At 38.5% G+C, this 25,769-nt stretch carries 20 protein-coding genes and 1 tRNA gene; 10 read left to right on the top strand and 11 right to left on the bottom strand.

Translation table 11 applies throughout. The annotated features are described in order from the left end of the window. Positions 1-104 precede the first annotated feature (104 nt). The 6 genes from NSQ41_RS15460 to NSQ41_RS15435 all read right to left on the bottom strand — a co-directional run bounded on the left by NSQ41_RS15460 (position 105) and on the right by NSQ41_RS15435 (position 9,081). Positions 105-1,547, bottom strand: a complete 1,443-nt coding sequence (locus NSQ41_RS15460) for a sigma-54 dependent transcriptional regulator (RefSeq protein WP_339210293.1) — start codon at positions 1,545-1,547, stop codon at positions 105-107. A gap of 18 nt (positions 1,548-1,565) precedes the next feature. Next, the gene (locus NSQ41_RS15455; protein WP_339210291.1) at positions 1,566-3,215 is read right to left on the bottom strand and encodes an ATP-binding protein; all 1,650 of its coding nucleotides are present in this window, start codon (positions 3,213-3,215) and stop codon (positions 1,566-1,568) included. Between the two features lie 2 nt (positions 3,216-3,217). Continuing rightward, on the bottom strand, positions 3,218-4,366 hold the full coding sequence (locus tag NSQ41_RS15450) for an iron-containing alcohol dehydrogenase (protein WP_339210290.1): 1,149 nt from the start codon (positions 4,364-4,366) through the stop codon (positions 3,218-3,220). Between the two features lie 259 nt (positions 4,367-4,625). Next, positions 4,626-6,113, bottom strand: a complete 1,488-nt coding sequence (locus tag NSQ41_RS15445; protein ID WP_063387230.1) for an aldehyde dehydrogenase family protein — start codon at positions 6,111-6,113, stop codon at positions 4,626-4,628. A 2-nt stretch (positions 6,114-6,115) separates the two neighbouring features. Beyond that, on the bottom strand, positions 6,116-7,135 hold the full coding sequence (gene adhP / locus NSQ41_RS15440; protein ID WP_063387231.1) for an alcohol dehydrogenase AdhP: 1,020 nt from the start codon (positions 7,133-7,135) through the stop codon (positions 6,116-6,118). A gap of 296 nt (positions 7,136-7,431) precedes the next feature. Next, entirely contained in the window at positions 7,432-9,081 is a 1,650-nt protein-coding gene (locus NSQ41_RS15435) for a ribulokinase (protein ID WP_339197223.1), read from the bottom strand. Positions 9,082-9,288: 207 nt separating this feature from the next. Here NSQ41_RS15435 and NSQ41_RS15430 point away from each other — a divergent pair, with 207 nt between their 5' ends. The 3 genes from NSQ41_RS15430 to NSQ41_RS15420 all read left to right on the top strand — a co-directional run bounded on the left by NSQ41_RS15430 (position 9,289) and on the right by NSQ41_RS15420 (position 12,490). Beyond that, positions 9,289-10,377 (top strand): alcohol dehydrogenase catalytic domain-containing protein, encoded by a 1,089-nt coding sequence (locus NSQ41_RS15430; RefSeq protein WP_339197220.1) that lies wholly within the window; start codon positions 9,289-9,291, stop codon positions 10,375-10,377. A 19-nt stretch (positions 10,378-10,396) separates the two neighbouring features. Next, on the top strand, positions 10,397-11,635 hold the full coding sequence (locus tag NSQ41_RS15425) for an MFS transporter (RefSeq protein ID WP_339197217.1): 1,239 nt from the start codon (positions 10,397-10,399) through the stop codon (positions 11,633-11,635). 90 nt (positions 11,636-11,725) lie between these two features. After that, positions 11,726-12,490 carry a DeoR/GlpR family DNA-binding transcription regulator gene (locus tag NSQ41_RS15420; protein WP_063387235.1) on the top strand — a complete coding sequence of 255 codons (765 nt, stop codon included), beginning with the start codon at positions 11,726-11,728 and terminating at the stop codon, positions 12,488-12,490. 163 nt (positions 12,491-12,653) lie between these two features. Here NSQ41_RS15420 and ssuE read toward each other — a convergent pair whose 3' ends face one another. The 3 genes from ssuE to NSQ41_RS15405 all read right to left on the bottom strand — a co-directional run bounded on the left by ssuE (position 12,654) and on the right by NSQ41_RS15405 (position 14,619). Further along, positions 12,654-13,193 (bottom strand): NADPH-dependent FMN reductase, encoded by a 540-nt coding sequence (gene ssuE / locus NSQ41_RS15415; protein WP_339197214.1) that lies wholly within the window; start codon positions 13,191-13,193, stop codon positions 12,654-12,656. A gap of 279 nt (positions 13,194-13,472) precedes the next feature. Next, complete coding sequence (locus tag NSQ41_RS15410; protein ID WP_339210289.1) at positions 13,473-14,234, bottom strand: methyltransferase domain-containing protein; 762 nt, start codon at positions 14,232-14,234, stop codon at positions 13,473-13,475. A gap of 76 nt (positions 14,235-14,310) precedes the next feature. Next, the gene (locus NSQ41_RS15405) at positions 14,311-14,619 is read right to left on the bottom strand and encodes a hypothetical protein (protein WP_066250938.1); all 309 of its coding nucleotides are present in this window, start codon (positions 14,617-14,619) and stop codon (positions 14,311-14,313) included. A 348-nt stretch (positions 14,620-14,967) separates the two neighbouring features. Here NSQ41_RS15405 and NSQ41_RS15400 point away from each other — a divergent pair, with 348 nt between their 5' ends. The 3 genes from NSQ41_RS15400 to NSQ41_RS15390 all read left to right on the top strand — a co-directional run bounded on the left by NSQ41_RS15400 (position 14,968) and on the right by NSQ41_RS15390 (position 18,580). Further along, positions 14,968-15,360 carry a VOC family protein gene (locus NSQ41_RS15400; RefSeq protein WP_063387239.1) on the top strand — a complete coding sequence of 131 codons (393 nt, stop codon included), beginning with the start codon at positions 14,968-14,970 and terminating at the stop codon, positions 15,358-15,360. An 84-nt stretch (positions 15,361-15,444) separates the two neighbouring features. Beyond that, positions 15,445-16,608, top strand: coding sequence for a tryptophan synthase subunit beta (gene trpB, locus NSQ41_RS15395; protein WP_063387240.1), 1,164 nt, complete (start codon positions 15,445-15,447; stop codon positions 16,606-16,608). Positions 16,609-18,506: 1,898 nt separating this feature from the next. Beyond that, a tRNA-Gly gene (locus tag NSQ41_RS15390) sits at positions 18,507-18,580 on the top strand. A 119-nt stretch (positions 18,581-18,699) separates the two neighbouring features. Here the strand turns inward: NSQ41_RS15390 and NSQ41_RS15385 are convergent. After that, positions 18,700-19,365, bottom strand: a complete 666-nt coding sequence (locus NSQ41_RS15385) for a phenylalanine--tRNA ligase beta subunit-related protein (RefSeq protein ID WP_339197207.1) — start codon at positions 19,363-19,365, stop codon at positions 18,700-18,702. Positions 19,366-19,447: 82 nt separating this feature from the next. Between NSQ41_RS15385 and queG the strand changes: the two genes are divergently transcribed. Genes queG through trmL form a run of 3 tightly spaced genes read left to right on the top strand, consistent with a single transcriptional unit; the run spans position 19,448 to position 22,048 of the window. Continuing rightward, positions 19,448-20,581, top strand: coding sequence for a tRNA epoxyqueuosine(34) reductase QueG (gene queG / locus NSQ41_RS15380; protein WP_339197204.1), 1,134 nt, complete (start codon positions 19,448-19,450; stop codon positions 20,579-20,581). Positions 20,582-20,621: 40 nt separating this feature from the next. Then, positions 20,622-21,542, top strand: coding sequence for an amidase domain-containing protein (locus NSQ41_RS15375; RefSeq protein ID WP_339197202.1), 921 nt, complete (start codon positions 20,622-20,624; stop codon positions 21,540-21,542). A 32-nt stretch (positions 21,543-21,574) separates the two neighbouring features. Beyond that, a complete protein-coding gene (trmL, locus tag NSQ41_RS15370; protein ID WP_094244585.1) occupies positions 21,575-22,048 on the top strand; it encodes a tRNA (uridine(34)/cytosine(34)/5-carboxymethylaminomethyluridine(34)-2'-O)-methyltransferase TrmL in 474 nt (157 codons plus the stop codon). A gap of 200 nt (positions 22,049-22,248) precedes the next feature. Here the strand turns inward: trmL and NSQ41_RS15365 are convergent, their stop codons facing one another. Further along, on the bottom strand, positions 22,249-23,361 hold the full coding sequence (locus tag NSQ41_RS15365) for a glycerol dehydrogenase (protein WP_327863191.1): 1,113 nt from the start codon (positions 23,359-23,361) through the stop codon (positions 22,249-22,251). A gap of 450 nt (positions 23,362-23,811) precedes the next feature. Between NSQ41_RS15365 and NSQ41_RS15360 the strand changes: the two genes are divergently transcribed. Continuing rightward, on the top strand, positions 23,812-25,707 hold the full coding sequence (locus tag NSQ41_RS15360; protein ID WP_339193261.1) for a PrkA family serine protein kinase: 1,896 nt from the start codon (positions 23,812-23,814) through the stop codon (positions 25,705-25,707). Positions 25,708-25,769 lie beyond the last annotated feature (62 nt).

The following is a 25,769-nucleotide window of genomic DNA, read 5'->3' as shown; positions in this document are numbered from 1 at the left end:
GTGTTAATAAAACAAGCGGATCTTTCATGATCCGCTTGTTTTAGCTTACGGGCAGCATTTAATTCTCATTCACAATAATTTTTATTTATTAAGAAGTGCTTAATTTAAATTTTCCCTTTTTCATTAAGCAAATATCGTAGCTGCCGAGTTGTAATGTTTAGTGCTTCTGCTGTTTTTTTTCGATCTCCTGTATGTTTTTTTAGTGATTTGAGGACAAATGATCGGCCAATTTGTTTTTCTAATTCTTTAATGGAATCCAATACTTGTTCAAGGTCGATGTCATCTTGCTGCTTCCATAACGATAAAATATGTTTCGTCCAATTCGATAAATAAGCTTCTAAATCATCATGAACTGTGCTAGCTTTTGGAAATTTTGTTAGTTGGAAGCTGAAGCTGGTTTTTAATTTGTCGGGTAAATATTTTGGCGTAATTATGTTTGTCTCTCCATCTGCCAATGTTGCGGCTCTTTTGACAATGTTAAATAGCTCTCTGACATTTCCCGGCCAGTTATAGTTTTTCATTAGTTCAATGCTTTCATCTGAGAATGTAAGATGTGAAGCGTTTATCTTTTTTAGAAAATAATCCAAAAACAGCGGGAGATCTTCTATTCTGTTTCGCAGTGGGGGAATTCTTAATTTCACTACGTCTAAACGATACAATAAATCTTCTCGAAACGTTTTTTCTTGGACAGCCTCGGCCAAATTTTTATTCGTGGCCGCAATGATCCGTGTATTCGTTTTACGGATCGATTCACCGCCTACTCTGAAATATTCCCCCGTCTCTAGTACTCTTAGCAGCTGTACTTGAATGGCCTGGCTTGCTTCACCAATTTCATCTAAAAACAATGTACCGTTATTGGCTATTTCAAATATTCCTTTTTTCTGTTTAATGGCTCCAGTAAAAGCACCTTTTTCATGCCCGAATAATTCACTCTCCAATAACGTTTCGGAAACAGCTCCGCAATTTATTCGGACAAATGGTTGATCGTATCTTAAGCTCATGTTGTGAATAAAATGGGCAAGCACCTCTTTGCCTGTTCCTGTTTCTCCTTCAATTAATACATTTATGTTTTTCTTAGCAATTTTTTCCGCCAGCTTGACTAATTCATTCATCTTTTTATTGTTGCCGATAATAAATCCAATCGTATCGGCCAGTTTGTCGGTGTTTGCTGGTGAAGGAAATTTCTCGCTATTTAATAAATCTTCTAATGTTTTCTCTAATTGGCTTATATCATCGAACGGTTTTTCAATATAATCATTTGCACCATTCTTAATGGCCTCTACAGCCGTTTTCACTGTGCTGTATCCTGTCATGATGACAGCTTTACAGGAAGGATGAGTTGCTTTTAATTGCTTAAGCAAATGAAGACCATCTGTACCAGGCAACTTTACATCAATTAGTGCTAAATCAAAGGAATGGAGCGAAATTAAGTTGGAAAAATCTTCAGCATTCAAACCTACTTTTACATCATATCCTTTTTCTTCTAAAAGATGTCGAAAAAAGTTTCCTACTTCACGTTCGTCGTCTATTACTAGTACCTTTTTCATTGCAAATCATCTCCCTTTCTATTCGTGTCTAACTGGGAGCTTTAAAATAAATTCACTGCCTTCTCCGTATTTACTGTTCACGACAATTGTACCGCCGTGTGTTTCAGCGATCCCTAAACTAACGGACAACCCTAGTCCAGTGCCTTTTCCTGGACTTTTCGTGGTAAAAAAAGGATTAAATATTTCCTGCAAATGCTGGTTTTGAATTCCGATTCCATTATCTGTTATGGACAGTGTGATCCATTTTTTGTTGTTTTCAATTATTTCTTTTGTTTCAATCTTGATGATCTTCTTCGGTATATTTTTTTCTTCCAAGGCATCCTTTGCATTAATTAATAAGTTTAAAATGATCTGTCCGATTTGTTGAATATTTCCTTTCACATGATCTATATGCTCAGCCAGTTCTTTTTGAATGATGATATTTTGTTGCTTAAACTGGTCGCTAAAAATTCCTAATACTTGTTCCACCGCTTCATTGATAGAGCATTCTTCGAACACATATTCATCTTGACGCGAAAAAGTAAGTAAATTTTGGATAATGGATTTACACCTTTTTCCACATAAATATATGTCTGATAAAAGTTTGTAGGAGCGGTCGTCCTGTTTGAATGATCTTAATAAAAGCTGAGAATTGCCAAGGATAGCTGTTAAAGGACTGTTCAGTTCATGCGCGATTCCGGCTGCCATTTCTCCAATAGCCGCTAATTTTCCAGACTGAATTAGTTGAGCTTCCATCTTTCGTTTTTCTGTAATATCGATAATGTAGATGATATATGAATAAACCTCATGGCTCCTATTAAAGATCGGAAATGAGCGGAATTCAAAGACGTGATTTTTTAAATGAAACTCATCAATAATATTTTCTTTGACTGAGAGATATTTTTCCTGAGTAGCTTCCTTTTTATCAATTTCTAATAACTTGTGTATATTCTGTCCGATAAGATCGGTTTTAAAATATTCTTTTGCAGAATCATTCGATTTTAATATATTTCCTTCTAAATCTGTAATAAACATCATATCTGATACCGCACGAAACGTTTCTTCCCATTCTTTTTTGGCTGTTAGGACTTTATGATAAAGACGGACATTTTCGATGCAAACGGCAATTTGATCGGATAGCTGCTGAAAAAACGCAAGGTCCGATTCATCGAAATGATTGATTTTTTTGCTTCCAATGCTTAAAAGACCAATAGCAGCATCTTTGCTTACGAGGGGAATGACTAAGGCGCTTTGAATACCTAATGATTGATACGCCTTTTTTTCGATGAAATAATGAAGATCATTATTCATTTGGTAAAAAATTTTTTCTGACGACTCAATTGCCTGCCAATATAAAGAATCTTTTTTTGGAAAAATAAATCCAATAGGAAAATATAAAGAATTGGGAGGATATACATTTGTTAGCGTCAGCTTATCATGTTCATATAAAGATAAACTGATTCGTTCAAGCGGAAAAAAAACTTTTAGCTTTTCAAATATATTTTTCAGCATTTCATCTATTGACATATCGATATTGAAGCTTCTATTTACCTCATTTATCACCTCTAGCTGCATGTTTTTCTTTTTGAGCTCTTCAACCATGATTTTCAATTCATTATAGTAGCTTTTTTTAGAAGACTGGACACCAGTCAGCTTGCTGATCATTTCTTCCCGCTCTTTTAGCAACATTTCTACCAAGCCTTTCTGAAAAGTTCTTCAATAATTTCGACAGTGACATCCCTTGGATTTGTGATCATACATGCATCATTTAAAGCAGTTAAGCTCATTTGAGGAATTTCTTCTTTTTTCACATGAATTTCAGAAAGCCTTTGCGGAGCTCCGACATCTTGAATTAATTCCTTCACAAGGTCAATCGCCTTTTTGGCAGCTTCCATTTTCGATATGTCGCAATCATTTAATCCAAGGAGATACGCAATATCTGCAAATTTTTGAGGATTTGCTAAATAATTAAATTCCATGACATGAGGCAATAAAATAGAATTCACATCGCCATGCAAAATAGGATATCTGCCACCAACTGCATGAGACATTGCATGAACGGCTCCTAAAATGGCATTGGAAAAAGCAATTCCAGCTTGTAAGCTTGCCATTGCCATATTGGTTTTCGCCTCTTTATTTAATTTAGAGGCGACAGAAGGCCGTAAATATTTAGCGACAAGCGATATGGAATTTTTGGCATGAACATCAGTTAGTGGTGTTGCGGCCAAACTAATATACGATTCAATTCCATGTGTTAAAACGTCGATTCCTGTTGAAGCAGTTAAATGGGAACTTTTTGTCACGAGTGTTTCAGGGTCAATTATAGCAATATCAGGTATTAACGATTTTGAAATGATGGTCATCTTTTTCTGTTTTTCTGTATTTAAAATAATAGAAAATTGTGAAACCTCTGATCCCGAGCCGGCTGTAGTAGGAATCATGATTTGAGGCGGGAGGGGATGCTTAATTTTGTCGACTCCTTCATAATCATGAATGCTTCCGCCATTTGTCGCTAGCAGTGCAATAGCTTTGGCTGCATCAATAGCGCTGCCTCCGCCAATCCCGATCACCGAATCGCATCCATATTTAAGATATATATTTCGCCCTTTATCCACTTCTGTATCCTTTGGATTAACCGTAATGTCAATGAATGTCTCGTATTTTAAACCGGCTTTCACGCAGCTATCAATGACTACATCCAGCCAGCCGGCCTCCGAAATACCGCGATCACTGACGATGAGCACATTGGATGCGCCCAAACGTAAACAGCAGTTGCCGACTTCAGAAATAGAACCGTTTCCAAATATTATCTCCGGCATGACAAATTTATGAATGTTCATTATGTCCCCCCTTTAACATTGACAGTTTTTCCATAAATACATAATTCCATATAAAAATAAAAAAATCCTTTTAATATGTAAAAGGTAAACAAAATATGTAAGTGGCAAGCAACAATTCATTGCTTACCACAACATATTGAAAGTAGCCGGCATCCGCCAGCTACTTTCAGACAAAAATACGAAATCAAGTAGAGAAAAACGATTTGTTTTTCTCTACTTGAATTATTTAGGGGCCTATCGAGCACTCCCCTATTTTGTATTAATTCTGGGCAATCCAGACGCTTTTCACTTCTGTATAGTTGTCTAATGCATAGGATCCCATTTCTCTTCCTATGCCGGATTCTTTATATCCGCCGAACGGACTTGCAGCGTCAAAGACGTTGTAACAGTTTACCCAAACTGTTCCAGCACGGAGCTTGTTAGCAATGTAATGAGCTTTTGTAACATCGCGCGTCCAAACGCCTGCTGCTAATCCATAATTTGTATCGTTTGCACGTTCAATCAACTCATCTATATCTTCATATGGCAAAGCGGCGATTACCGGTCCGAATATTTCTTCTTTTGAAATGGTCATAGAATCTTCAACGTTGGCAAAAATAGTCGGCTCTACAAAATACCCTTGTTCGGAAGGTTTTTGTCCTCCTGTTAAAAGTTCAGCACCTTCTTCCAGCCCTTTTTCAATATATCCAAGGACTCGGTTTTGCTGCTCGGAAGAAACAAGCGGTCCCATTTCTGTATCTGCTTTTAGTCCAAATCCTTGTTTAATAGATTTTGCATGGGATACCATATCAGCCACAACATTGTCATACTGTTTCTTCTGAATGAAGACGCGGCTGCCTGCACAACAAACTTGTCCTTGGTTGAACATGACGCCATTTAAAGCACCCGGAATTGCTTTTGAAAAATCAGCATCAGGCAAAATGATGTTCGGTGATTTACCGCCTAGTTCTAACGTAACGCGTTTAAGAGATTTCGAAGCGTTTGCCATAATTAATTTTCCGACTTCAGTTGAACCTGTGAAGGCAATTTTATCAACTTGTGGATGTTTGACTAATGCATCACCTGCTGTTTCACCAAATCCGGGAACAATATTGACAACACCGGCAGGAAAACCGGCTTCTTCAATAAGTTCAGCTAAATATAAAGCTGAAAGAGGTGTTTGTTCAGCTGGCTTTAATACAACTGTACAACCGGTTGCAAGCGCGGCGCCAAGCTTCCACATTGCCATGAGCAATGGAAAGTTCCAAGGAATAATTTGCCCTACGACGCCAACTGGTTCATGACGTGTATAGTTAAAATACGGTCCATTGACTGGAATTGTTTGTCCGACAATTTTCGTAGACCATCCAGCATAATAACGCATGTGTTCAATTGCCAACGGTACGTCGGCATTGATTGTTTCACGAATTGGTTTCCCATTATCCAATGTTTCTAGCTGAGCCAGTTCTTCTTTATTTTCCTCCATTAAATCCGCCAGTTTATACATGAGCCTGCTTCTTTCTGCTGCGCTCATTCTTGACCACGGTCCACGGTCAAACGCTTCTCTGGCTGCCTTCACAGCGCGGTCGATATCTTCAGCATCTCCTTCATAAACTGTTGCCAATCTTTCTCCCGTTGCAGGGTTAGGAGTGTCAAATGTTTTTCCTGAAGCGCTTTCAACAAAGCTGCCGTTTATATACATTTTTTTCTTACCGGATAAAAACTTTTCAACTTTTTCTTTTAATTTAGGGGCTGCAATTGAGCTCATCATCAATCCTCCTTCAATTTTAGTACGATACGACCGTTGATTTTTCCTTTTTCCATTCTTTCAAATACTTCATTTATTTCTTCTAATTCAGCGGTTTCAACAATTGGACGGACTTTTCCGCGAGCAGCAAAATCTAATGCTTCCTGCATGTCCTTTCTTGTACCGACGATGGAACCTTTAACGGAAACGCCGTTTAATACTGTATCGAAGATCGGAATAGGCAGATCAGCATTTGGCAGACCGACAACAACTAATGTGCCTCCCCGTTTCACTGACTGATAGGCCTGTTCAAATGCTTTTTTATTCACCGCTACACTAATAGCAGCATGAACACCGCCTACTTGATCATGTATCGCTTTGACAGGATCTTCTTTTAAACCGTTGATTGCAATATCTGCACCTAAATCTTTGGCTAATTTTGATTTTTCATCACTGATATCAACAGCTACCACATTAAGTCCCATCGCTTTGGCGTATTGTAATGCAATATGACCAAGTCCTCCAATACCGTAAATGGCCACCCATTCACCTGGCCGAGCACCTGATACTTTCAACGCTTTATATGTCGTTACGCCTGCACATAAAATTGGAGCTACTTCAACTGGATCTAAGTTATCAGGAATTTTCGCCACATAATCTGCGGGAGCTTTACAGTATTCCGCATATCCGCCATCAACGGAATATCCGCCATTCAATTGATGCGGGCAAAGTGTTTCTTGACCAGTTAAACAATATTCACATTCACCACATGCAGAATATAACCATGGGATGCCGACGCGATCTCCCACTTTTATTGATTTAACTCCCTTTGCGACTTCTACAACAATTCCGACTCCTTCATGCCCCGGAATTAACGGCAATTTCGGTTTAACCGGCCAGTCACCATGGGCTGCATGTAAATCCGTATGGCACACACCGCATGCTTCGATCTTAACTAAAACTTCACCTTCCTCTAGTTTGGGTCTTTCCACCTCTTTAATTTCAAGTGCTTTTTTAAATTCGTTAACTACTGCTGCTTTCACTCAAATCAACCCCTTTCATTTTTTTCGACTTTATATCATGCAAGAACCGTACCAAAATTGAAAGCGCTTAATTTGCGGAATATTAGAAAAATACAAAATAGATTTTTGCCGAATTTTTGGCAGACTTGAACAAAATATTGGCAGAATTGTTGCGTGAAAAGAAAAAGCAGGTTGTTCCAATGGGAAACCTGCTAAAAATATAGTGTTCAGTTTTTGCTCAAGCATGAATGATCATATTGCTTTCGGCACTGACGATATGCTTCCATGCAGATATTTTTTGGGGCGACATGTTCGGATTAAAGAGATTTTAAATCCTTCATCCAACTTTTTTTCGTAATTCCGAAATAATTGTGTAATTGCTGATATATTTGAAATAATTTTTTATATTTTTCTACATGGCTGAGAATTGGTTTGTAAGTTTTCAAAATTGGCTGTTTCATCTTTTCAACAGCCTCTTCTACGCTATCATATCCTCCATTTTCCTTGCCAGCTGCAACAGAGCCAAGAATGGCAGCGCCAACTGCAGGGGTATAATCGCTGGCTGAAACAATAATCTCTTTATTTAAAACGTCTGCATATATTTGCATGAGTAAATCATTTTTTTGGGGCAAACCACCGCAAGCAAATATTTCATTAATTTTTAATCCTGCTTGTTCATAATTTGAAATAATCATTTTTGCGCCAAATGCTGTAGCTTCCATATATGCTCTATAGATATCCTCAGGTTTGGAAGCTAGGGTCAGTCCTACAATCATTCCTGAAAGATCTGCATCTGAAAGTATAGATCGGTTTCCATTATGCCAATCTAATGCAATGAGACCAGATTGACCAGGCTCTAGGTGAGATGCCTTTTTTTCCAGTAAATCAAATACTGAAATTCCTTGTTCTTTCGCTTCTTTCATCAATGATTCCGGAACTTGTTTTGCAAACCAGCCAAATAAATCGCCTACAGCGGATTGTCCGGCTTCGTATGCATATAATCTTGGGATAATAGAATTTTTTACTACTCCCGAAATACCCGGTATATGAATTTCTTTTTTGCTCAGCATAATATGGCAAGTGGACGTCCCCATTACCATTGTCAATTGATGCGGTTTGGATGAACCGACTCCTAATACTGCGGAATGAGCATCGATAATGGCAACGGCGACAGGCAGATTTTTCGGCAATCCTAAAAGACTTGACATTTCATCAGTGAGGACCCCAGCTTTTTCACCAATATATCCAATTTTACCTTTTAACTTTGAAGAAACAATGTTTTTAAATTCAGGATGGAGCTTTTCGAAAAATTGCACGGGAAAACCGCTGTTTTCATTCCAAAAAGCTTTGAAGCCTAACGAGCAATTGCTTCTGACAACTTTCCCTGTTAACTGTGAAACAATCCAATCTCCTGCTTCCAAAAATAAGCTAGCTTTTTCATACACTTCACGATCTTTGCAAAAAACTTCATAGCATTTTGGGATAAACCATTCTGTTGAAATGTTGTAGCCGTAATTTTTTAGCCAGCTTTCTTTATGTGAAGAAGCTAATTTGAACATTTCTTCTGTTTCTTTTTTCGGCCCATGATGCTTCCATAATTTTACCCACGCATGGGGATTGTTTTGAAATTCCTTGTGAAAACATAATGGTTTTCCTTTTTCATCTACTGCGACCATAGTAGATGAGGTGAAATCAATGCCAATACCAATAATTTGTGAAGAGCTGATATTTGCATCTTTTATAGCATGAGGAATTCCTTTCATAATGACTTCTAAATAGTCGCCCGGATGCTGAAGAGCATAATCTCTGGGTAATCTCGTCCCATCGTTCGTCGGAAGCATCTCTGTAATCACTCCATGCGCATATGGAATGACACATTGTCCTTTAATAGATCCATCGTCAATGTTTACTATTAAAACTCTCCCAGATTCAGTACCGAAATCAATTCCAATAGTATATTTTTCCATACCAACCACTCCATGAAAATGCTTTCATTGTACTGATTATATTAAACTAATAAAATAAAATTTACAAGCATAAAATTAATATAATCGAGCAAAAATAAACATATTTTTGTTCATTTATATTGACAATTTAAACAGTATCGGATTATATTCATTATAAACAATCAAAAATAAGCAAGAAAGAACATAAATGAACATGGAGGATTAAGGATGACAGATGTGATTTATTCAAAGGCTTATAGGTTAATAGAGCCTGGAAAATTTAAAGAAACAGTTATTGAACATAAAGTAAAGGAAGGTGAAGTTGTCGTCCAGCCTATTTTAGCCAGTATTTGTCATGCAGACTTAAGATACTATACCGGCAAAAGAAGAAAAGAAGCTCTTAACCAAAAGCTTCCGATGGCATTATTTCATGAAGGGATTGGAGAAGTAGTCATTTCAAAAGATGAGTTTATACAAGTTGGACAAAAGGTTGCAATTGTGCCAAGCATCCCTGGTTACAGACTAGAGCAAAAGAAAAAAGAAGATTGTTGTGAATCCTGCAGGAGAAATGTCGCAGATAACTATTGTAAAACTGGAGTGTTTTTAGGAAGCGGATATGACGGCATTGGTCAGGAGTTTTTAGTATTGCCAAGCGAAAATGTTGTACCAATTCCAGAAAAGCTGAAAGATGAGATTGCTGTATTAGCAGAGTTATGCTCAGTTTCACTGCATGCACTGAATCATTTGAAAGAAGAAGATTTTCATAAAGGGAAAATTGCTGTGTTCGGCGATGGACCAGTAGGATATTTAACAGCCGCAATGCTATATCATTATTTTCATATTCCTAAAAGCCAGCTATTAGTGTTTGGAGCAGTGGAAGAAAAACTGAATCAGTTTGATTTTGCCACTGTACACTTAGTTAACGATTTTCCTTTTTTAGAAGCTAAAGGGGTGACAGTTGCAATTGAATGCACAGGTGGCAAGTTTAGCGAAAGCGCTATCAACCAAGCGATTGATTTATTGGAGCCTGAAGGCAAATTGATTTTAATGGGGGTGACAGAGCAGCGTGTACCAATTAATACAAGAGATGTATTAGAAAAAGGGTTGCAGCTTTACGGAAGTTCCAGAAGTTCAAGTGAAGATTTTAAAACTTTGATGCAAGCATTTCTAAATGAAGATTATCAGAAAACTCTCTCTAAGTTGATACCGGAAAAAAGCATAGCAATCCGAAACGCAGAAGATTTAAAAAAGGCAATGGATGAAGCTGCTGAACATAAAGGGTGGAAAAAAACATATTTATCTTTTTCATGGAACTAAATAAAAGGGGTGTAAAATAATGACACAAGTAACTGGAGTGAAATGGACTGAAAAATTAGGTATACCTTCTTCGATTGCATGGGGTTATTTAGGGATTTTAATTTTCATGATGGGAGATGGACTGGAAATTGGCTGGCTAAGTCCTTGGTTAATTGATCAAGGATTTACAGTTCAGCAAACTAGCCTATTGTTTTCGGCTTATGGGGTGACAGTCGCTGTTTCTTCGTGGCTGTCCGGAGTATTAGTTGAAGCGCTTGGTACAAAAAGAACGATGTGGCTAGGGGTGTTATTTTATATACTGGGAACAATTGGATTTTTAAGTTTTGGGCTGCCGAATTTTAATATTTGGTGGATGGTTCCGTTTTATGCATTAAGGGGCTTGGGATACCCGCTGTTTGCATACTCTTTCCTAGTATGGATTGCTTACCGTGCCGATCAGGAGCGTCTCGGAACAGCAGTCGGCTGGTTTTGGTTTGTATTTACAGGAGGTTTAAATGTTTTAGGGGCTTATTATTCCGTAGTTGCAATCAAATTATTTGGGCACTATACTACGTTGTGGTCATCAATCTTTTGGGTCGTATTAGGGGCGATAATCGCATTAATAATTAATAAAGACAAATTAGAACCAAAACAAGGAAGTTCTGCAAAAGAAAAATTATATGAGCTAATAAAAGGTGTCACAATTGTCAAGGAAGAGCCGAAAGTATTATTAGGCGGCATTGTTCGTGTCATTAATACTACTGCGCAGTTTGCATTTCCTGTTTTTTTGCCTACTTATCTTGCTGGACACGGAATTCCAACATCTACATGGTTGGCTATTTGGGGGACAATTTTTACAAGCAATATTTTATTTAATCTATTTTTTGGATATATAGGGGATAAAATTGGCTGGCGCAATACCATCATGTATTTTGGCGGTATTGGCTGCGGAGTTACTACTTTAGCTATATATTATTTTCCAGAGTGGTTTAATGGTAATATTTGGATTGTTGGCTTAGTAGCCATTTTATGGGGCGGATTGTTAGCGGGATATGTTCCGTTGTCTGCTTTAGTACCTTCGTTGGTGAAAGAGGACAAAGGAGCTGCAATGTCTGTTCTAAATTTAGGCGCTGGCTTGCCTGTTTTTGTTGGTCCTGCTATCGTTGGCCTGTTAATTGGTTCAATAGGAAATGCAGGAGTTATTTGGGTGCTGGCAATACTTTATTTTGTAAGCGCTCTATTAACCAAATTTATTACATTGCCTGAAGAAACGAAATAACAAGAGCTGAAAAAACATAGTCGATTGAATTCCTAATGAAAAGAGAATAATATAAGAATAGAAAAATTTAAATTGTTAGGAAGTTCGACTATGTTAGCTCTTGAAAGGCAAAAAAAAATAGTAGAATACGTAAAGGAAAAGAAAATTGCTACTGTGGCTGAATTGGCTGTATATTTTAATGTTCATGAGGCAACGATTCGAAGAGATTTGTCGCTATTAGAATCAGAGGGGAAATTGAGAAGAACCCATGGCGGCGTTGTCATTGAGGAAGATAAAGTAAAATCGGAGCCGTCTTTTCAGGATCGGGAAACCGTTCAGTTCGAGGAAAAACGAAGAATTGGCATGCGTGCTGCACAGTTTATACAAGATGGCGAAAATATTATACTAGACTCAGGAACAACGACCGTTCATATTGCTGAAGCGATATTAGATAGAAAAAACATAACAGTGATTACAAACGATATAAATGTTGCGGCAAAGTTGCGTTTTTCAAATGGGATTAAAGTTATTGTAACAGGTGGCACGCTATATCCGGAAAGCTATATGTTAAATGGACTCATTGCTGATGAAGTGTTAGGTAATCTCCATGTGGACAAAGCATTCATCGGAACGCCAGCCCTTCATCACAAATTTGGCCTTACTCATTTTGATGAACAGATTGCTGCAACGAAGCGTTCTATGATAAAAGCTGCGAAGAGCGTCTATGTTGTAACGGATCATACGAAAGTAGGAAGGATTGCTTTGCATACTGTTGCCAGTCCAAATCAAATTGATGCAGTTATTATAGGCTCTGAATTAAGTGAGATTGAAATCAAAAAATGGGAAAATAGTGGCGTTAATCTTCATCTTGTATAAAGAAAAATTCAATATTTTACTCAAAATGCTTTCATTTTTTATTAACAATAATAATGAAAAAAGCAGATTGCACCGTACGGGCAGTCTGCTTTTAATTTACTAGCGGCAATTTTGCGAAATCAAGTACGAACAAAAAAACCTTTGAGTTTTGATTAGGAGCTGATCATGCTTTTTGTCCATTTAAAGCATTCGCAAATTCCTCTACTGCTGCGTCCAATCTTTGCACCAGCTCTTCAGACAAGCTGTATTGTTCATTTTCTTCTCTGGTTACCCAGGCATCAACGGCATAAACGCCTCCTAGAATATATCTGCTTCCCATTGTGGATAACACTGGTTTTAGCGCATAATCTATAGATAGAAGGTGAGCCAATGTGCCACCAATAAACAACGGAAGTATTGTTTTACCCAAAAGCCCTTTTTGCGGAAGTAGGTCAAGGTATGTTTTCAATACGCCTGTATAAGCTGCTTTATACACTGGGCTTGCGATGATAATTCCGTCAGCTTGTTCTACTTTTTGGTTGGCGTTCAGAATCGCCTCGCTGTCGAATTTTGCTTTGATTAAATCTTCCGCAGGCAGCTGTACTACTTGAATGTAATCAATCTCAATTCCTTTTTGCTGCAATTGCTGTTCAGCATATTGGATTAATCCATTTAATCTTGATGATGGAAACGGACTTCCATTGATAATTACAACTTTGCTCATTTACTACTATGCTCCTTTCTACGATTCTAAAAAAACATATAAATCTTATTGAAATAGTTCGCTTTATGCTATCATCATTTTTATATTCTGTCAATATATGGAGGCTCTTAGCTGTTATTCTAATAGCCTTCAATTTGAGCATAAATCAAGAGAAAATAAGAAGCAACTTTAAGCTCTTGGAGATTTAGCTTTTTCCAAAATTTTTTTGAGAAAGTTACATATTGTTCACTTTCTTTTAGATTCAACAATTCGCGAAGATATGAGACGCCTCTTTACGTGCTATTCTTTAATCCCGATGACGCGAATTCGCTTATAATCGGCAAACCAGATGCCATTTTTATATATGACGTTTTTCAAGTTGTTTTCCACGTTTGTGAAGATAAGATTTTTTGTTTCGTTTGTCAAACTGTTAAACAGACTGCCAGCGAACATTTCTATCCAATTTTTTACCCCATTCTCCCCATGTAATGGCGTTGGACGGTCAAAATGCTGGGCGAACACGACACGGAACCCCACTTCTTCCATCAACGATGAATATTCACCAATGCTTGGGAAATACCAAGGAAATTGGTCTGCTAATTCCTCCATGCCCAATTTATTCAATTCATTTCGGATGGCATCGGTAATCGTTTTGACATTGCCTTTGCCGCCGAATTCCGCTACAAAACGGCCGTTCTCCTTTAAGGCCTGGTATATATTGATTAAGGCCTGTTTTGGCGGCTTGATCCAGTGAAGAACTGCATTGGAGAAAACAGCATCAAACTCGTTGCGGTATCCAAGATTTAGAACATCCTTCACCTCAAAGGTTAAACCGGGGTATTTTGCTTTAGCCTGATTAATCATATTTTCTGATTTATCAATTCCGACGACGTCAACTCCTAATTCGTAAAGCTTCCAGGCTAAATCTCCCGTACCGCAGCCGAGGTCAAGAATACGTTCACCTTTTTTTGGCTCCAACAGATCAAGCAAATGCTCTCCAAATTTGGAAACAAATGAATGTTTTGCATCATACAAAGCTGCATTCCAACTGTCTTTTTTCATGTGATAGGATCCCTTCTTTCATTTGTAGTAAAAATATGGGGGAATTTTGCAAAATGCATTTCAATGGAACATTCGCTTATTTTTGGCCATTTCTAAACGGTTCCAGTACTTCATCCACCCATTGACGAAATTTTTCATACGCTTCCTCATTTGTTTGAACATTTTCTATAAATACACCTTTAAATTTATCATAATAATGCTCTTTATTTGCAAATAATTGTTGAAATTCTTCCTCTTTTAAATCGTCAAAAAATAAATCCATTGTGCCATCAGTTCTTTCCCAGGCAATTCCTTCGATAAAAGGGGAAAATTCATCTTTAAAGTTGTCTACATGTAAATGATTCCCGGTGTAATTTTTCGAATGAAAGTAGTCATTCTTCTTCATGAATGTGTCCTCCAAATTGATTTTTACATAATTTGAATTTTTTGCTAAGTATCTCGTTAAGAAAGATTACACAATATAACAAGATGTTTCTTGTTTACCAATTTGAAAACTATTTTCGGAGCAGGTAACCTGCATCACGCTGCGCTTTTTAACTTCATTTTATATTTTAGAATATTTCAATTGTTTCTAGTAATGCTCTATTTCATAAAGATTTTAGTTTGGACAAAAGAAAAAGCTTTGAATCATTTAACCCGTTTATTTTTATATAAAACAAGGTGTCATTCCCTTATGATAAAATGGACGAGAAGAATGTTTATCCCTACAATCTGGCAAAGGCGGGTAAAAAAGATGAAAAAAATAATCCCTCATATTTATTTGCATAACTGTAAGGAAGCGTTGCAATATTATCAGCAAGTATTTGGAGGAGAACTCAAAAATGTAGAGACATCCGATGGAAAAGAAATGTTTAAAGGCCACGAAGGAAAATATATTCATGCCGAGCTGCATATTAACGAATCATGTGTACTTTATTTTGCCGATGTTTTCTCACCGGTGACGAAGGGGAACAATATATGGCTGACATTGGATTTGGAGTCAGAAGATGAAATAAATTCAATTTTTACAACATTAGCGAAAGACGGACAGGTCAAAATGGAATTGCAAGATACTTTTTGGAATTCAAAATATGGTGTGGTAATCGATAAATTCGGTGTAGTTTGGGAGCTAAACTATGCAAAATAATAAGCGGCAGAAATTCTAAAAATAAGTGTTTGATTTGAACATGTTTTGCTATAATTGAATAAAAGCTTAGAGGAGATGAGTAAGATGAGTCAGCAAACAGTTGAGAAGGGTTATTTTGGCCAATTTGGAGGAAGCTTTGTTCCAAAGGATTTGCAAAGAGCATTGGACATACTGGAAGAGAATTTCGAAAAATTTAAAAACGATTCAACGTTTAATGAAGAATTGGCATATTATTTAAGAGAATATGTTGGTAGAGAAAATCCGCTGACATATGCGAAAAATTTCACAGAAGCGCTCGGGGGCGCGAAAGTTTATTTAAAACGTGAAGATTTAAATCATACCGGAGCACATAAAATCAATAATGCAATTGGACAGATCTTGCTTGCCAAACGGATGGGGGCTACTAGAATCATTGCAGAAACAGGTGCTGGACAGCACGGTGTTGCAACAGCAACCGCGTGTGCGATGTTTGGAATGGAATGCACCATCTATATGGGCAAGCTCGATACAGAGCGGCAGGCATTAAATGTGTTTCGGATGGAGCTGCTTGGTGCAAAGGTAGTACCGGTTGAAAAAGGACAAGGACGTTTGAAGGATGCGGTGGATGCAGCTTTAGCTGATTATGTGGAAAATTACCAAAACACGTTTTACTTGCTTGGATCTGCTGTCGGCCCGCATCCGTATCCAACAATTGTCAAGCATTTTCAATCGGTTATTAGTGAAGAGTCGAAAAAGCAGATTCTTGAAAAAGAAGGGAAGCTTCCAACAGCAGTGATTGCTTGTGCAGGAGGAGGAAGCAATGCAATCGGAGCTTTTGCGCATTATCTGGACGAACCAAACGTAAGATTAATAGGAGTGGAGCCGGAAGAGGCACCAACGCTTACGAAAGGTGTTCCAGCTGTTATTCACGGATTTAAATGCTTAACTTTGCTTGACGAAAATAATGATCCAATGCCGACTTACTCTATTGCAGCAGGGCTTGATTATCCTGGAATTGGTCCAGAGCACAGCTATTTGAAGGAAACCGGAAGGGCAGAATATGTTACGGTGTCTGGAAAAGAGGCTTTGGAAGCTTTTCAGCAATTATCTAAGTTGGAAGGAATCATCCCTGCCCTTGAAAGTTCACATGCTGTAGCATATGCGATGAAACTTGCCCCGCAGCTAAGCAAGGAGGATATTGTGATCGTTAATCTCTCTGGCAGAGGAGATAAGGATGTCGAGCAAGTGTTTGAAATGTTGAAAAAATAAGGTGAAAATCGGCGTTTTTGAACGTCGATTTTTTACTTGTGCGCCCGGCATGGGTGTAATCTATAGGGTGAAAGTCCCGAGCTGCGAAGGCAGAAGTAGCAGTTAGCTTAACGCAAGGGTGTCCGTGGTGACGCGGAATCTGAAGGAAGCGAGCGGCAAACTTTGGGTCTCTCGGAACACGAACTTCATATGAGGCTAGGTATCACTGGGTGAGTTTGCAAGACAAAACAAAGCCCTTTCTGCCGAAGGTGATACAGAGTAAATGAAGCAGATGGATGGAAGGAAAGATTACACTCTTACCCGGGGAGGTCTGGCTGGCACGCCAAGTAACCTTGGTAACCTATCTAGTGATAGATAGCTGAACAGTCAGAAGTCAGCAGAGGTCATAGTATTAGTTGGTCTAGAACAACTAAGAAGGACCGAACAATTAAGAGAGAATAGCCCTTGGCATTCAGTGAGTCATGATGAACACAGAAAACGTAGTACCTCACTTGAGGGAGGAAGCGGTGAATCCCGTGGGAGATCTCTTGGAGGGTGGAGTGACCACTGGCATAAAGAGAACAGCTATTCACGGAAGTTATAAAGACTTGCGTCAATTATCTTAATTGAACCGCCGTATACGGAACCGTACGTACGGTGGTGTGAGAGGACGGGAGTTAATCGCTCCCTCCTACTCGATTCTTTTAACGATTCATCAGCTGAATTTTTAGAAGAGCAAGTTGTTTATAGTAATATAAAAAAGGCAGATTTTTGATCCACCGGATAAATGTATATTTATCTTTGAAAAAATTCTTGACAGCTCTGAAATGGGCAAGGTATGGGAGCTGTAGTCACGAAAGTGCTATAGAAAGTTAAAAGATATGGGATAAGTGCGTTCATCACATTTTTTCAATGAATCAAAATGGTGTAGCTTTTGAGGTATAGTTATCATTTGGTCTTAACTTTACTCTGATTTTATAGGAATCTTCTCAGCTCTTAGTATTTTATGTTGGTTGATAAATTTAGTTTGCGAAGGAATGACTGAGGGGGTCAATCTAACTGTTATCTAAGCTTGCCATGTTTTCGGAGTTTACATTTAAACGCCGGACATTTACCACCAGCTTTGTAAATATATGAACGAAATAAGAAAAACTTGTTGATTTAATGCTTTTTTCAGTGGTATAGGGTGTTAAATGGACAGCTTGGTATCTATTTTGTTCACAATTTCGACAAAAACATAAAAAAATGTCGTTTTTTTTACATTTTTCCGTTGCACCGTCATTTTCGCTTTGCTATAATAAAACCCGTCATTGCATTACGGCTACCACGAGCGATGCTTCGATGAATAAGCATCGAGTTGCCTCGACGCATCTCCTTCTTCGAATAAGCTGGAAGAGGAAGAGGCATGGCAAGTGCGTGTTTTTCGTCTTGATAGAAAAGAAATAATGTATGCGGGTGTAGTTTAGTGGTAAAACCTCAGCCACGAGCGATGCTTCAATGAATAAGCATCGAGTTGCCTCGACGCATCTCCTTCTTCGAATAAGCTGGAAGAGGAAGAGGCATGGCAAGTGCGTGTTTTTCGTCTTGATAGAAAAGAAATAATGTATGCGGGTGTAGTTTAGTGGTAAAACCTCAGCCACGAGCGATGCTTCGATGAATAAGCATCGAGTTGCCTCGACGCATCTCCTTCTTCGAATAAGCTGGAAGAGGAAGAGGCATGACAAATGCGTGTTTTTCGTCTTGATAGAAAAGAAATAATGTATGCGGGTGTAGTTTAGTGGTAAAACCTCAGCCACGAGCGATGCTTCAATGAATAAGCATCGAGTTGCCTCGACGCATCTACTTCCTCGAATAAGCTGGAAGAGGAAGAGGCATGGCAAGTGCGTGTTTTTCGTCTTGATAGAAAAGAAATAATGTATGCGGGTGTAGTTTAGTGGTAAAACCTCAGCCTTCCAAGCTGATGTCGTGGGTTCGATTCCCATCACCCGCTCCATACATATCATTCATCAACGCAGTGTTTCGTTTTTATAAGCAAACGAAGCATTGCGTTTTTTCATTATAGAAATTTTGTATATGGCTGCCATGCCATTAAAAGAAAGAAAAGGGAGAGGCTTAAGCGAAAATTTGTTGGCGAGCATCTCCACTGTGAATTTGAACAAACATGTTTGCCATCGCTTCAAGTAATTTTTTTGCTTCTTCTGTCCGCATCGATGGCTTTAAATAAACGATATGTAAAGCGCTTGTTGTCGAAAGCTGTACTGCTGTTCGCTTAGAATCAACATAGGGGCTTCCGAAAGGTCCGTTTGCATCACAGGTTACTAGTTTATTTTCCAAATTCACTTGGCGGCCGTTGATGGCATCATATGAATCGCCATTTTTACCGATTTTTAACGTAATAGGTCCTTTTATTTTGTTTCGGTCGTAGATGCCTAACGGAATTTCATATTTCAAGGAGAAAAAATTATTTAAGTCAACGGCTGAATGGATAGACTGTAAGTATTGCTGTTTTTGAACGCGGCGAAAAAGAGCCTCATTGGATGGGCGGTATCGATTAGGATCAGTGCCAACACGCTTAAAGACTTCCCGCCATTCTCGAATGCCGTCTAATTCAGCTGCATTTTTATTTTCTAGATCGAAAAAAATAGATTCTTGAAAGAAACGAAGTCTCCCTTTTAACATTTGGGGGGATTCGGATACTTGAATATGATCATACTCAATTAAGCCTATTTTAAAGTGAGGAATTCGTTGTTTGACCTCTTCAGCAATAAAAAATTCCATTGATTTCCCTCCTATTTTCAGCCATTTTATCTTAACATAGTTTATATATTTTTTGAAATAAAAATAAAGGGGGTGGAGCGGTGTGGATTTCGCAGTTCTCAAACAAGAAATTATTGAATACAGCAAGCAAATTGGAATCGATAAAATCGGTTTTGCGAGTGCTGATGTTTTTGAAACATTGAAGGAGCGGCTAATTGTACAGCAGCAGTTAGGATATCAGTCAGGATTCGAGGAGCCTGATATCGAAAAGCGGACAAATCCTGAGCTGCTCCTTCCAAAAGCAAAATCGATTATCTCTATAGCGTTGGCATATCCTTCAAAAATGAAAAATGCTCCCAGAAGTACAAAAAAAGAGCGGCGCGGTTTATTTTGCAGGGCTTCATGGGGGACAGACTATCACGTGATTCTAAAAGATCGGTTGAAAAAGCTGGAAAGCTTTATTTTAGAAAAAGTGGACGGAGCACAGGTTAAATCGATGGTCGATACGGGGGAGCTGTCGGATCGGGCCGTAGCAGAGCGAGCCGGTATCGGATGGAGCGGAAAAAACTGCATGATTATTACACCGGAATTCGGCTCTTATGTATATTTGGGCGAAATGATTACAAATATTCCTTTTCCTCCCGACAGCCCCATTGAAGACCGATGCGGATCCTGCAACATATGTGTCGATTCATGTCCGACTGGTGCGCTCGTACAAGGCGGGCAGCTCGATTCAAAGAAATGTATTGCTTTTTTAACGCAAACAAAAGGGTTTCTGCCTGATGAATATCGTGGGAAAATCGGAAACAGGCTTTACGGCTGTGACACTTGTCAGCTTGTTTGTCCGGAAAATAAAGGAAAGGATTTCCATATCCATTCTGAAATGGAACCGGATCCTGAAATTGCAAAGCCAAAATTAAAGCCGCTTCTTCATATTTCAAACCGCGAGTTTAAAGAAAAATTCGGCCATATAGCTGGTTCATGGAGAGGAAAAAAACCGATTCAGCGAAATGCGATCATCGCTTTAGCCCATTATAAAGATAGAACGGCTTTGCCTGACTTAATTAAACTGATGCACGAAGATTCAAGACCGATTATTCGGGGAACCGCCGCATGGGCGATTGGAAGGATAGGAGATCAATCAGTGCTTTTTGAATTGGAAAAAGCTCTGGAAAAAGAACAAGATGAAGAAGTAAAGAATGAAATTGTCAAAGGAATTGAAATGTTGAAAGCATGATTTTAATTGTCACCATCATACGTATATAGAAGAAACGAAAATGGTGGTGACAAATGTGGACGTACAGGCTGTTTATCGAAAAATAAATGAAAAGCTGCAATTTTTAGTGAACAAATCTGTCAATCACAATCGGCAGCAATCTTCAGAGCTTGAATGGTGTGAAAAGAAAAAAGAGCTGGCAGCAAAACGAAAAGCGGAAATAGTGAAAGCGACTTGTCTCATAAAATGGCCGAAACAGATCGAAGATGAGGCAACCGTTGTAGATTATTTATGTGATTACAGGCTTCTTTATAAGCAGGGTGATTTTTTATATATAGAAGAAATTGGGGAAGAGCGGGTAGCGAAGTTTTCCAATAAAGGTCATTTAATATCTGATGAAGTTAAACTAAAAGACTGTTTTCATAAAGATGAAGAGGATGATTGGACAAACGAAAAATGGCAAGAAAAAGATGAACGGGTTTCTTTTCAATATGATCGGTTGAAAAGCGTCCAATATGCGGAACGGTGGTGGAACAGCAGAAATCCGAATTATCCTTATTTTGACGTAAATTGTACAAATTATGTTTCCCAATGTTTACGTGCCGGTGATGCGCCGATGAGAGGCTACCCGAACCGGTCATCAGGATGGTGGCTTGCGAATAATAATTGGAGCTACAGCTGGTCTGTAGCTCATGCGCTGATGCTGTATTTGTCCACATCGAAAACAGGACTTAGAGCGAAAGAAGTTTCGTCTCCTGAGCTGCTTAAGCCCGGGGATGTGATTTGTTATGATTTTCAAGGCGACGGCAGATTTGACCATTCAACATTTGTTGTTGCAAAAGATAAAAGCGATATGCCGCTTGTCAATGCCCAAACATCCAACAGCCGAATGAGATATTGGTCGTACGAAGACTCAACTGCCTATACAGAAAACATTCAATATAAATTTTTTCATATCATTGATGATAATGAGGATTCTTAAAAATGTTATAATAGTTTTCGAGGTGAATCATTGTGGCATTACACGTTGTTTTATATCAACCAGAAATCCCTGCAAATACTGGAAATATTGCTAGAACTTGTGCGGCGACTAATACAGCCCTTCATTTAATTCGTCCTTTAGGTTTTTCAACGGATGATAAAATGCTTCGACGCGCAGGGCTTGATTATTGGGAATTTGTAAACATTCATTATTATGATTCTCTTGACCATTTTTTTCAGCAAAACCAGAACGGGGATTTCTACTATATAACTAAATTTGGAAAACGATATTATACGAGCTATGATTTTAGTGATCCTTCCAAAGAGATTTTCTTCATTTTTGGACGTGAAACAACAGGACTTCCAAAAGAATTGCTTGCAGAAAATGAAGATCGGTGTTTGCGCATTCCAATGACGGAAAACGTTCGGGCATTAAATTTGTCGAACACTGCCGCTATTTTAGTGTATGAGGCGCTAAGACAGCAAAGCTTTCATGGATTATCTTAAACACTTTTAGTTTTGGGCTTCTTTCGGATTGTAAATATACATTATTTTTGGCGGTTATTCTGTTCAAATATAAAGGAAGTATGAGAAGGAGCGGACTACCATAAGGTTAAAAAAGCAAATACAAAGGCCAGAGCTGTCAAAGCGCCTGGCCTTTTTTGCAGTCAACAAGGTATCCCATGAAGAAATGCCAATTCAAAACGTTATTTGCGGTGTTTTTCTTTATATGCTTTCGCATATTGATCAGCAGCAAAAATCGCATCTGCTACATCATCAGCTGTCACATTGAATGCATTATGGATTGTTTCCCCTTCTGCGGTTGCTGCTTTAGCGACTTTTAGTATATCTTCGCGTGAAGCATCTTTTAATTTAATGTCCTCCAACGTGACTGGCAAATCAAGGCTCAAATAAAGCTCAATATAGCGTTCAATTTCTTGTTGTGAATGTTCTTCGAGAGCGAGCTGGACAAGAGTACCAAATGCCACTTTCTCTCCGTGTGTCAAATGATGTATTTCGCCTTCTAACGCGGTAAATCCGTTATGAATAGCATGAGCCGCTGCCAAACCGCCGCTTTCAAAACCTAGTCCGCTAAGGAGCGTGTTTGCTTCGACGACCGCTTCTAACGCAGGGGTGACCACTTTTGCTTTTACTGATTCATAGGCAAGCTTCCCGTACTTGAATAAAGTTTGTTCACATTTTTCTGCAATTGCTTCAGCTGCAATTGTAGGGATACCGCCCGCCATCGTTTTTCCTCCGGATTTTATAACACTGCGTGCTTCCACCCAAGTTGCAAGTGCATCAGCGATTCCAGAGGCAAGTAAACGTGGCGGAGCATTAGCGATAATTTTCGTATCGACAAGTACAAGATCTGGATTCTTTTTATAAAAACGGTAGCTTTCAAATACGCCGTCATCAGAATATATAACAGAAAGAGCACTAGTTGGAGCATCAGTTGAAGCAGCTGTCGGCACAATCACTATATAAGCATCTAATTCATCCGCTACCGCTTTTGCGGTATCTAACGTTTTTCCTCCACCAACGCCGATTACAATAGTAGCTTCTGCTTTTCTTGCAATATTCGCGATTCTTTCTACCTCGTTTCTCGAAGCTTCTCCGCTAAAAACTACTTCTTCGGCTGCAATATTTCCTTTTTTTAATTCGTTTACAATTGTATGCCCAGCAATTTTCCAAACTATTTCATCAGCTATCACGACTGTCTTGTTTCCAATTCCTTCAAGATAATTCGCGATTTTTGTAATGACATTTTTACCTTGAACATATTTTGCAGGGCTGATAAATACTCTTTCTACCGCCATAATTAGCACCCCTTTTATGTTTTTGGAGTTATTTTCATGGAACTAAAACAAGCCGCAATTCCCTACCTGCTTTATCGCTTCACAAAATTATCGGGAGGACTACTTGTGAACAAATCATCAATATGCACAAAATTATTTTTTGTTGACACCAGGTTTATCGTTGTATCCTGCAGTGAAAATAGCAATTAAAAATGTGATGCAGACACCTAAAACTAAAGCAGTTTTCATGAAAAAGATCCCTCCTTCATATGTACAACGTAATCAAAAATTACTAGTTTTATTATACATTAACATTCCCAAAGAGTGAAAGAATTTCCCTAAGGTTTGTCATTTTGTCAAAATTTTTTAACTCATTTTCAAATATTAAGCTAATCAAAAAGCATCTTTAAGGACATCCTCGCATAAATTGTATTAATCTGGTGCTCAAACCAACGATGGAGGAGGTCCCTGATGGATATTTTGAAAAAAATCGAAAAGCATAGAGAAATGGAAGAGCGCTTAAAATGGGAAGGCACCTTCGCTGAATATTTGGAAATATTAAAAGAAAAACCATGGATAGCCCAATCCGCCCATTCTCGCGTTTATAATATGATAAAAGATGCAGGGATTGAGGAGATTAATGGCCGAAAACGATATAAATTTTTCAACCAGGAAATTTTTGGACTGGACGAAGCATTGGAACGTCTTGTGGAAGAATATTTTCATCCCGCTGCTAAGCGGCTGGATGTAAGAAAAAGAATTCTGTTGTTAATGGGTCCTGTCAGCGGCGGGAAATCTACACTTGTCACTTTGTTAAAAAAGGGATTAGAAGAATATTCGAAAACGGATAGAGGTGCAGTTTATGCAATTAAAGGCTGCCCGATGCATGAAGATCCTTTGCACTTAATTCCGCACCATCTTCGCGACGACTTTTATAAAGAATACGGCATTCGAATTGAAGGCAATTTATCTCCGCTTAATATGATGCGCCTTGAAGAAGAATACGGCGGAAGAATTGAGGATGTTTTAGTTGAACGAATTTTTTTCTCAGAAGACAAACGGGTAGGAATCGGCACATTCAGTCCGTCTGATCCAAAATCGCAGGATATTGCCGATTTAACGGGAAGTATAGATTTTTCTACAATTGCTGAATACGGCTCAGAATCCGATCCGAGGGCTTATCGATTTGATGGAGAGCTTAACAAGGCAAACAGAGGAATGATGGAATTTCAAGAGATGTTGAAATGTGATGAAAAATTTTTATGGCATCTGCTATCTCTAACTCAGGAAGGAAATTTTAAAGCGGGCCGATTCGCGCTCATTTCAGCTGATGAGCTCATAGTCGCTCACACGAATGAAACAGAATATCGTTCATTTATTTCAAACAAAAAAAATGAGGCTCTCCATTCGCGAATTATCGTCATGCCGATCCCGTATAATTTAAAGGTTTCCGATGAAGAAAGAATTTACGAAAAAATGATTAAAGAAAGCGATGTATCCGATGTTCATATCGCTCCGCATACATTGAGAGTAGCGGCAATGTTTACTATTTTAACCCGTTTAAAGGAGCCGAAGAGATCGGATATCGATCTTGTGAAAAAGATGCGGCTTTACGACGGAGAATTGGTTGAAGGGTTTAATGCTGTAGATGTGGAAGAGCTAAAAAAAGAATATCCGGAAGAAGGAATGAGCGGCATCGATCCTCGTTACGTCATCAATCGGATTTCTTCTACCATTATTCGGAAAGAAGTGCCTTCTATTAATGCGTTAGATGTACTTCGTTCGTTAAAAGAAGGTTTATATCAGCATCCTTCGATTTCAGAAGAAGACCGTGAGCGTTATTTGAATTTCATTTCCATCGCGCGGAAAGAATACGATGAAATTGCGAAAAAAGAGGTTCAAAAGGCGTTTGTCTATTCATATGAAGAATCGGCAAAAACTTTAATGGACAACTATTTAGATAATGTTGAAGCGTATTGCAATAAAAGCAAAATCCGCGATCCGCTGACAGGCGAGGAAATGAATCCGGATGAAAAATTGATGCGTTCAATTGAGGAGCAAATCGGCATCTCAGAAAATGCAAAAAAAGCTTTCCGAGAAGAAATTTTGATTCGCATTTCAGCATATGCAAGAAAAGGGAAACGTTTTGACTACAATTCCCATGAGCGGTTGCGCGAAGCTATTCAGAAAAAATTGTTTGCTGATTTGAAGGACGTTGTGAAAATTACAACGTCAACTAAAACGCCTGACGAACAGCAATTAAAGAAAATTAACGAGGTTGTAGCGAGACTCATTGATGAATATGGATACAATTCAACATCTGCCAATGAACTTCTTCGCTATGTAGGCAGTTTACTAAATCGTTGACAATTGAAGCTGGTTTCGTTCATGATTCGCCCAATGGGCGCTATTTTTTTCAAAATTTCTAA

The organism is Aeribacillus sp. FSL K6-8210 (genome assembly GCF_037963925.1).
GTDB classification, from domain to species: domain Bacteria; phylum Bacillota; class Bacilli; order Bacillales; family Aeribacillaceae; genus Aeribacillus; species Aeribacillus composti.
This window is presented reverse-complemented; position numbering and strand designations above follow the sequence as displayed.